7 protein-coding genes are annotated in these 9,714 nt (G+C 41.6%); 3 read left to right on the top strand and 4 right to left on the bottom strand.

The annotated features are described in order from the left end of the window. Nucleotides 1–22 precede the first annotated feature (22 nt). Together Q1V93_RS06285 and Q1V93_RS06280 are read right to left on the bottom strand one after the other, a co-directional pair. Nucleotides 23–1,219 carry a M56 family metallopeptidase gene (locus tag Q1V93_RS06285; protein ID WP_300662890.1) on the bottom strand — a complete coding sequence of 399 codons (1,197 nt, stop codon included), beginning with the start codon at nucleotides 1,217–1,219 and terminating at the stop codon, nucleotides 23–25. After that, nucleotides 1,212–1,580: a BlaI/MecI/CopY family transcriptional regulator gene (locus Q1V93_RS06280; protein ID WP_300662888.1), complete on the bottom strand. Its 369-nt coding sequence runs from the start codon at nucleotides 1,578–1,580 to the stop codon at nucleotides 1,212–1,214. The genes Q1V93_RS06285 and Q1V93_RS06280 overlap by 8 nt, the downstream gene beginning before the upstream one ends. 169 nt (nucleotides 1,581–1,749) lie before the next feature. Between Q1V93_RS06280 and Q1V93_RS06275 the strand changes: the two genes are divergently transcribed. Both Q1V93_RS06275 and Q1V93_RS06270 read left to right on the top strand, forming a co-directional pair. After that, nucleotides 1,750–2,748: a hypothetical protein gene (locus Q1V93_RS06275; protein WP_300662886.1), complete on the top strand. Its 999-nt coding sequence runs from the start codon at nucleotides 1,750–1,752 to the stop codon at nucleotides 2,746–2,748. Nucleotides 2,749–2,839: 91 nt separating this feature from the next. After that, nucleotides 2,840–3,757, top strand: coding sequence for a hypothetical protein (locus Q1V93_RS06270; protein ID WP_300662884.1), 918 nt, complete (start codon nucleotides 2,840–2,842; stop codon nucleotides 3,755–3,757). Between the two features lie 109 nt (nucleotides 3,758–3,866). On the opposite strand, the gene Q1V93_RS06265 is transcribed toward Q1V93_RS06270, so the two are convergent. Beyond that, on the bottom strand, nucleotides 3,867–4,892 hold the full coding sequence (locus Q1V93_RS06265; RefSeq protein WP_300662882.1) for an NAD(P)-dependent alcohol dehydrogenase: 1,026 nt from the start codon (nucleotides 4,890–4,892) through the stop codon (nucleotides 3,867–3,869). Nucleotides 4,893–5,134: 242 nt separating this feature from the next. Here Q1V93_RS06265 and Q1V93_RS06260 point away from each other — a divergent pair, with 242 nt between their 5' ends. After that, nucleotides 5,135–6,496 carry an FAD-dependent oxidoreductase gene (locus Q1V93_RS06260; protein ID WP_300662881.1) on the top strand — a complete coding sequence of 454 codons (1,362 nt, stop codon included), beginning with the start codon at nucleotides 5,135–5,137 and terminating at the stop codon, nucleotides 6,494–6,496. Nucleotides 6,497–6,736: 240 nt separating this feature from the next. Here the strand turns inward: Q1V93_RS06260 and Q1V93_RS06255 are convergent. Then, nucleotides 6,737–9,714, bottom strand: a 2,978-nt coding sequence (locus tag Q1V93_RS06255; RefSeq protein ID WP_300662879.1) for a gliding motility-associated C-terminal domain-containing protein, incomplete at its 5' end; no start/stop codon positions are given.

Genomic DNA, 9,714 nt, shown 5'->3' with positions numbered 1-9,714 from the left:
ACCAGCAGGCACTTTCTATGTGCTATAATTGAAAGGAGATCGGCAAGATCATTTCAGTATCTACTTTTTTCTGGTCCTTTTCTCCCGGAATCCAACTCGGCATTCCGTTGATTACCCGTTTTGCTTCTGCATCCAGGTCTTTATCTACACCTTTTTTGACCGTTACTTTGGTTATTTCTCCGGATTTCGTTACAACAAACGACACCAAAACCTTCCCTGTTATGTTTGCTTTCGCAGCAGCTTCCGGGTAACGGACATTACTGATCAGGTATTTCGTTAAAGCATCCATTCCGCCAACAAATTCAGGCATTTTATCTACTTGCGTTTCAACCTGTGATTCTTTTTTCTGAAAGGAAGTATTTTCGTTCACTTCAGGCCGTTCGGAAGTAAAAGAAACAAGTGTCAAAGTACCCGCAATTAGTGGCAGGGCAAGCGCCGTCATCCAGATTTTTTTTGAGTTATTTTTCATGATTTTGATACGTTTAATCAGTGTGAGCTCTGTCAGGAACTGATTGGTGAATAAATATAATGTAGAACTAGTTCCGAGGGAATATGCCAGCAAAAACTCCATGTAGCCGGCTTTGTGTTTGTGATACATGATTTTGTCCACTTCAAATTCATGCACATAAACCAGTTCTTTTTTCATAAAGGGAAGAACCGGGTTGAACCAACACAAGCTATGAAGTACTTCGAAGTACAAACGATCTGCAGAATGCCCTTTTTCCGCGTGGATTTTTTCGTGCTGAAAAATAATCCGGCGATCGTGCTCCGGAATTCCGGCTGGTAATTGAATAAAGCGAAAGAATGAAAAGGCTTCTTGTTCCGGCAATTCAATCACTGTAAAACCCTCTTCCTTTTTGCGCTTATTTCTTAGAAAAATGCTGAAAACCTTGTACAGACTAAAAAGCGCCCAGAAAGCAAGAAGAATGACTCCCGACCAGTAAGCTATTTCAACGAAAGACCAGTTAAAATCCCTTGTTACTCTTGAATGTTTACTAATTTCTACGGCCTTCAGTTCTACAAGCGGAATCTTATAGCTCCACGTTTCCGAAGCAGGTAAATGCTTGATCCAAACTGTCAACAACGCAAACAAAGGAATTGAAAGCAGGGAAAACCGTTGCCAACCAAAGGAAAGGTAACGCTTTATCAACTTGAAAACAGCAAATAGCAGAGCTATCACCAGGTTTGCTTCAATGATATACCACAGATCATTACTCATCGCGTTCCTTTTTTATGATTTCCAGAATCTCGTTCAAATCCTTCAGGTCAATGTTATTCTCTTTGATAAAGAAGGATAAAAGCTTTGCATTGGAGTTTTCAAAATAATTCTCTTTCAATGCCTGAACCCGCTGCCCGGAATAAGCCTCTTTCGAAATCAACGGATAATATTCGTTCGATTTTCCGTACGTCTTATACTTTACAAAACCTTTTTGAACGAGTACTCTGATTACCGTAAGTACGGTATTGTATGCAGGTCGTGGTTCTTCCAGCTGTTCATGAATATCTTTTGCAAATCCTTTTTCTACCGACCAAATGGCCTGCATGATTTGCTCTTCCGCACGCGTCAATTCCTTTTTCATGAAACAAACATATAACTATATTTATAAATATACAACTACATTTATAAATATAATGATAAAATAATTGAGAAACATCCGAAATCCATCATTTAAATGATTCAAAACTTCTGCTCAAAGATTTCATCAACAAGCGTTATTTTTCTAAATTCGTTTCAGAAAGAATCGTTGCGTGAAAACAATCCATCATATTTCTGTGGGAAGGTTCGTACTCCCTTTTGTCATTTGCACCTTACTGCTTGCAAGTTCCTGTTCGGGGCTGAAGTACGCGGCGTTAAAATCTGCAAGAGATCCGGGAAATTGCAATCAACAAAACGCTTATACGTACACAGTCAATGATCTTCCCAAGCCAATCTACGAAATAGAACTGGACACTTGTCTGACGAATCGTTTCAGTCCGAAAAGTCTGAACATGGCCAATGCAATCGGGGTTTTGGAATACCTGGAAAAATATGTCAAAGCGAAAAAGGAATCTCTTGAAAATCCCAGCACGGAAAAACGACTTGAACTCATCGAACTGGCTTTAAAGATCAATCAGCGGATCAATATTTCGTCGATTGAAATTTCTGCCGTGACTTCGGAAATAGATTGTGAAGAAGAACGCGCCGACCAGATCGGGAATTACTTAAAAGGCAAGGAAGGTGAAAGAGAATCCAGGCTGACGGTTGGAACAATCATCGTTGGAGCTGCCGGAACCATTGTTACCGCAGCTTTAATCGCCGATGAAAAGAACGGAAATACCGGAGATATTATCGGAATCGCTAGCGGATTGACGGAAGCAACTTTGGGTATTTTGATTTTGCTCAATAAACGAAGTGTTGAATTCCTGCATCCCCGGAATATTCTCAGAGAAGTTTGGGAAGGAAAAGAAACATCGCCGGTCTTCCCCACTTTTGTCTGGTATTACCTGAATTACTTCAATCCTTCAGATTCCGGAACGAAGTCTGTTCGCGATCAAATCATTACACATTGGATGGATTTCGGTCAGATTTCGAATGCAAGCACCAGGGAAAAAACCAAACTGATTGATATTTACTTCGGTAGCGGTGGAAAATATTCGGCAGAACAACTCAAAAACAGGTCCAATATGCTGGATCAGCTGGAAGCACAAATTTCATTAATGAAACAGGAAATCAAAGGCCTGGCCATTGAAGTAGAAAGCCTGGAATAGAAACCGCTACCTGTATTTCGTTAAAAAAAGTCATAAAATTCAATCCTTTACCAGTTTATTCCTTAATTAGCAGGATTATTCCCGAACGAACATGAAACATATCCATATTCTTTGTCTCCTAAGCAGTTTTTTATTTTTCACGGACTTTCAGTCAACTGCCCAAACAAACGAAAACATTATTCAAAACATCCTGATACGGGCTGATTATGTAGAAAATGGCGTGAAAGGTATTCAAGTATCAAACACCTGTGATTTTTCTGTTCTTCGGAAAAAATATGCAAATGACAGTTTGTTAACCATTGCCCTGGCACAAAGTAAATTCTCATATATTTTGTATATCACCCAGGACAGCACCAAAGTAAAACCGGCGTTCGGCTACAAATTCCTCCTAGGAAAACGGGAAAACATCGAATTTAAAGTCGATTGCAAACCCGTATTCTCAGATTTGAGTAATCTGTCAAAAAGCTATATTCAATTCATCCCCTATTCCGCATTGTTCCTGCCTGAAGGAAAACAAAGCTGCGCGTTTTCGTTTGATCTGAGCGGAAAAGATGGTTTCAACGCTGTTTACAGGCAAAACTCTTTTTCTGCTCCTCTTTCTTTCGTCAAACCACCGGTCAAAATCTTTGAATGTTCGTTGGATTCCCTCGTTATAAAACCCTTCAATGCACAAGGTCAGGCCTGGGATCATTCTGTTTTCGGAACGGATGCACCCGATTTGGATTTTACAATTCTCGTGGGAGACCTGGAAGTTGGTACTATTCACAAAGGAAACAGTTACTCCATTTCATTCCCGGAAAGACCAAGAGTATTCCGTTTTTTGATTTCTGAAAACGACGAAGTGGCGCTTATTTTGAAAGATACGGACGATGCTTTTCACGATCCGATTGCCAGTTGGCGCTTCAATTCTTCTAATATGAAAGAAAATGTTTCTTATCAGCAAAAGGAAGCCAAGGCAAATCTTCAAGCTTTCAGTTTCAAATGCATGGTCGGAAAAACAAAAAAATAGCGAAAAAAAATCCGGAGAAACACATCCTGATTACGTTTCTCCTTCTCCACGAAGCTTTGTCTGAGAATTGGCATGTTTTTCTTCCCTAAAATGCACGAAAAAAAACAAATTAAGGAACTAATACGGCTCTTCCCTTGATTTGTCCTTTTCTCAATTTATCATAGACTTCCAACGCCTGGTCTAAGGAGTATTTTTCCACTTCGATGTGAATTTTCTTTTGCCGGGCAAGTCCTACAACTTCCATTAATTCAGTTCGTGAGCCCCAATACGGGTTGGTGAGTCTTACTCCGAAAGGCAAACCGTTCATAGTGTACTCGTATTTTCCGCCACCTAAACCAACAATGGTTAAATCGCCTTCCAAACCAATCACTTTCGTTCCCAAATCAATGGTCGAAGAGGCTCCTACGAAGTCAATCACCACTTTTGCTTTCTTGATTCCGGTAATTGCCCGGATTTGATCCGCAGCATCTTTATCCATCGAATTAATCGTATGTTTCGCTCCCAGCTTCTTGGCAAATTCCAGTCTTTCCGGTGTAATATCGCAGGCAATAATCGTAGCTCCTGTCATTGCCGATAAAATCTGTAAGGCAACATGTCCCAACCCTCCTACTCCAATCACAACCACAAATTCATCGGGCATTAATTTATGTAAAGAGGTTTTGATTGCTGCATAAGGAGTTAAGGCTGCATCTGTCAACGGAGCCGCAATAACAGGATCCAAATCGTGAATCGGCACCAGCAAACGGGAAGAAGGCACAAGCATATAATCTGCCATTCCACCGTTCAGGCCCAATCCACCACCAAAAGCTTGCTCCGATTGATGATCGCAGTAATTTTCCTGTGAATGCTGACAAGGTTTGCAATGTCCGCAGCCCCATGGACCATAAACCAATACAGCATCGCCTTTTTTGAACCCTTTTACATCCGACCCCATTTCTTCTATCCATCCGGCATTTTCATGACCCAATGTAAACGTAACACCCGACACAATCCCTTCGTCGATGATGTGCAAATCCGAATGGCACACACCGGCCCCACCGATTTTCAACAATACTTCATCTCCTGTCGGCGTGGGAACTTCCAAATCTTTGATGACGCGGACATCTTTGTGTCCAAAAAATCGCACTGCTTTCATATGACTCTTTTTTACATGCTTTGCATACAATTTACTGAAATCGGACGGCATAAAAAAGTCATCAGTGCAGTTTGTATAACTATTAAGGATTATTCGTTTACAATCAGTGACTTTTTCCATCATTTCAAAAGATCTGTTGATTAAATAAGAAACAAGGTCAAAAAATCAATCTAAAAACGGACATCCTCCGCCTTTCTCAAATCTTTCTATCTTAGCTTCTTTTAATTCACGAAAACTACACCATGCGTCTACCGAATGTCCTGCTACTAAGCACTGTTCTTATCCTGCAAACGTTTTATCTGTCTGCTCAAACCAAAGTTGCCGTTATCGGTGGCGGAATGGCAGGAGTTTCCAGCGCTTATTACATCACGAAATTTGACTCCACGGCTCAAATCATTCTTTTTGAAAAAGAAGCGAAATTGGGAGGAAATGCTCAGACTGTCCTGGTGAAAAACAAATTGGGTGAACAAGTTTCCGTAGATGCCGGACCTCAATATTTTGTGGAAGGCCCCTGGGACGATTACATTGATTTTCTGAAAAATGCGCTTGGACCAAATCCCTACAAATCCGAGTCGATGGCAGGAACATTACTCATTCAGCGGGAAAAAGAGTCCGAACCAGTCTTGGTTTCGCCTTTGGGAATGAAGCTCCGGGGAGAAAAGCTGGGAAAGCTTTTAAAACTAAAGCGTTTCAACAAGGAAGCTTACCTGATGTATAAGCATCCCGAAAAATGGAGGGGAATCACCGTTGAAACCTGGGTAAAAGGGTTGAAATTCGAAGAATCTTATAAAAACGAGATTATCTACCCTTTTCTTGCCGCTTCGCTAGGCACAACTATCAACGAAATCAAAGGAACTTCCGCAGTCGATATCGTGAAATTATTCGCCTTCAGAAAACCGAAAGCTTCCAATAAATTCAAAATCATGTCGGAAGGAATGGGTACGCTGATTGAACGTGTCGGTCAAAAAATCAGTTCGGATCACCTCGAAATTCGTTGTAGTTCACCGGTGATGAAAATCGTTCGTTCAAAAGAAAAATGGCTGGTTACCTACTCCAAAAACGGAAACCTGGAAACGGAACTGGTCGACTTTGTTGTTTTTGCCACACACGCAGATCAGGCCGCTAAGATTCTGAATCAGGAAAGCAGTTTATCGGAGATCACACAAACGCTCAAGCAACTGACTTATTTTGAAGCAAAAATTGCTCTTCATTCGGATTCCGCCTTTGTCAACAACGAAAAACCTTCTTTCCTCAATATTATTACGAATCATTCAAATCAGTTGGTTTCAAGCACCATGAATCTGAGCATGATCTCCGGCCGATTGAACGGAATTTACAAAAGCTGGGTAAGTACGGAAGCTATTTCAGAATTGAAAGTATCGGGAAAGCTTCTGCACCTGGTGAGTTTTTGGCATCCGCTGATCACTACCCAATTTATGGAACACCTTACCCTACTTTCGGCAAAGACGGCAGAAATTCCTTCTCTTTACCTTGCCGGCGGCTGGTCTGAAGGTTTGGAAACGCAAAACAGCGCAGTGATTTCAGGAAAGCATGCGCTGGACAAATACAAAATTTTCTTTGCTTCGAAGCCGAAAGGTGAATAGATTCATTCTTAAAAAGAAAGAACAATCATCCCATTCCTCCACCGGACGTAATATTACGTCCGGTGGAAATTTAATCGGTTGGCGTTTGAAGTTCTTTGTTTTAGCTGTTTCTTTGTTTTGTTGAAGAATATTTCTTTTGAAGAATCGGGAGTAATTCCGCAATATTACGGACAAGAAGTTGTTTAAAAACAAAAAGCTGCTGATCAAATCGACCAGCAGCTTTTTCATTATCAATAAAACCTATTGAAGTTTATTCACGTGTCCTACGAAACGTTCACTCTTACTTTTCAGTCCGTCTTTGAGATCAATCACCCATGTATATGTTCCGTCTTTCACAAACTCAGAATGGTATGTTCCGTCCCAGCCAAATTCGGGATCGTGAGACTCAAAAAGCAATTCGCCCCAACGGTTAAAGATCATCAATGTATAATTATCAATCATCCGGTCTTTTGAGAAAACAGGTTTAAACTGGTTGTTAAACTCATCACCATCCGGTGTGAACGTATTCGGAACCCAAACCAGTAAATCACCATAGAATTTGATTGGTCTGCACACAGTGTCCATACAACCATGTTCCGAAGTTACGATCATACAAACCGTAACCGATTGTTCCGGATCAACACCGTAAAATGCATGACTCGGATTTTCACTCGATGAAGTTCCGAAAGAACCGAAGTTCCAATGATAAGTAGAACCTCCGTAAGAATGGTTTGTAAACTGAATCACGTTATCAAGTTCCGTCGGCAAACTTGGTGAGTATGTGAAATTCGCAATCGGATTGTCATATACACAAATAGCGGAATTGAATGTTCCGGTTACCGGACAACCATCTGTTGTATTTCCGGTGAATGTCACATCGTAACAACCCGGATTGGTAAATGTTGCATTTAAACTGCCGCAACCGTTAAATACTTGTCCGTTTGAAAAAGTCCAGGTACAATTCTGCAGATTCGTAATTCCCAAATCGTTGGAGAATGTAACGGTTAACGGGCTACATCCTGTTGATGCACTTGTTACAAACTGCGCTGTAGGAACAGCAAAGAAATTTACCAGAACAGTTGTATCTACCGTCACACACACATCAGAAATACTCACACTGTAAGTTGTAGGCGTTGTTGGCGAAACGGTAATCTGGCTCAGTGTATCATTTGCAGAGGTACTCCATTGGTAAGAATATGCAGGCGCTCCATCAGTTACATTCACTTGAAGCTGAACGCTGCTTCCGCTGCAAATCGACGTATCACCTGTCAATGTAAATGCCAAAACTGAAAGCATCGTTAAATTCACACTATTCGGAGCCGCAGTCGTACAGCCATTTTGATCCGTTACCGAAACCGTATAACTTCCGGGAGTTGTTTGAACAACATCCTGTGTTTGCCCTATAAATCCGTTACTCCAGGTATAAGTATACGGAGCCGTTCCTCCGAAAGCAATCGCATAAAGCGGAATCGTATCTCCGGTACACATCAGGCTATCCAAAGTAGAGAACAATTGAACAGGAAGCGGTTCATCAATCAAAACAGAGCTTATGGCAATACAACCCGCAGCATTGGTAGCCTGAATCTGATAAGCAGCCTTGCAAAGACCTCCGAGTGTATTGGAAGGTCCGAATGTTGCGCCGTTATCAAAACTGTAAGATACCCCTCCAACAGCATGAATCGTAGCCGTTCCGTCGCAGAATGTGCTGCAAGTTGCATTCGTGCGTGTAATCGAATCAATCACGAATTCAGCCGGATTGGTAATTGCATATGTCGTATCGAAAGAACAGTTATTGGCATCCCGCACTTCAAACGTGTAGGTTCCGCTGCATAGGTTCGAATTGGTATTTGAAATTCCTGCTGCTCCGTTCCAATGATAAGTATACGCTAAAGTTCCTCCCGTTACGTTCGCAACAGCTGACCCGTCGCAAAAAGCAAAACAAGTAGGATCTGTAATATTCAGAGTCGCTGTAAGCAAAGCTGGTTCGGTAACAATTTGCGTACCGTTTGAAGAACAGTTATGATCATCCCGAACAACAATCGCATAATTTCCGGCAGCAAGTACCTGTGCACTGTTTGCCGTTCCAAAACTAATCCCATTATCAAACGAATATTCAAACGGAGCAGTTCCACCCTGAACCGTTGCCGTGATTGATCCTGATTGATTCTGGAAACAAGTTAGATTTGCCGCAATAGTTGTAAAAGTCAGTGTGTCCGGCTGATCAATTGTTACAATCAAGGTGTCTTTACAGGTGTTCACATCCGTTACAATTACGTTGTATGTTCCTGCGCACAAGTTATTGAAAGTCGTGTCAGTTTGAGAAACACCATTCATTTCAAAGCTCAGTGCTCCGCTTCCGCCTGCTGCACTTACCAGGGCAATTCCGTCACACAGACTAAAACAAGTTGGTTCGGTTATATAAACACCGGAAATTACCGGAGAAGCCTGATCAACTACTGCAACAATCGAATCAACACTACAACCGTTTGCATCTTGAGCTTCCAACGGATAGTTATTTGCCAAAAGTCCTGTAAATACTCCCGAAGCCGTAAACGTAGTTCCGTTATCAATACTGTAGTTGTACGGTGCTGTTCCACCTGTCAGATTCATAGTAATTGCTCCGTTCGCATCGCTGCAGGTAGAAACAGTTAAAGCAACAGTTAAAACCACAGCAGGCGGTGTACCAATCGTAGTACTGATCGTATCTGCACACGTATTCAAATCCTTAATGATCAGATTGTATGCTCCTGAACATAAATTCGTGAAGTTTCCGGTAACGTTAAAAATCGTACCACCATCCACGCTAAACATGTAAGTCGGAGTTCCTCCCGTTCCGGTTCCTGAAACGGTTCCGTCGCAGACATTATTACACAAAACATCCGTTGCACTCACTCCCGCCACCAAAGAGGTCGGCTCAGTCAGCGTAACAGTTGTATCCTGAAGACAACCCACCTGATCCATCACCACTACATTATAAACCTGTGCACTTAAGTCAAAGAATGACCCCGTTGCATTAAAAGTAGCTCCGTTATCAATGGAATACTGGTATCCGGAATTTCCTCCGGTTGCGCCCAATTGAATGAACCCACTATTATTTTGAAAACATGTTAAATCGGCTTTATTGTTTGAAATTTCCATTGGAGCAATCTGTAAAACCTCCACGGTTGCTGTTTCCATACACCCATGATCATCTATTACTAACAAGTCGTAAATTCCGGTTGGTAAATTGGCAAAATTCG

The sequence above is a fragment of the Fluviicola sp. genome, from assembly GCF_030151805.1.
In the GTDB taxonomy this organism is placed as follows: domain Bacteria; phylum Bacteroidota; class Bacteroidia; order Flavobacteriales_D; family Crocinitomicaceae; genus Fluviicola.
Note: the sequence above shows the minus strand (reverse complement) of the source record. Positions and strands in the feature narration are given on the sequence as shown.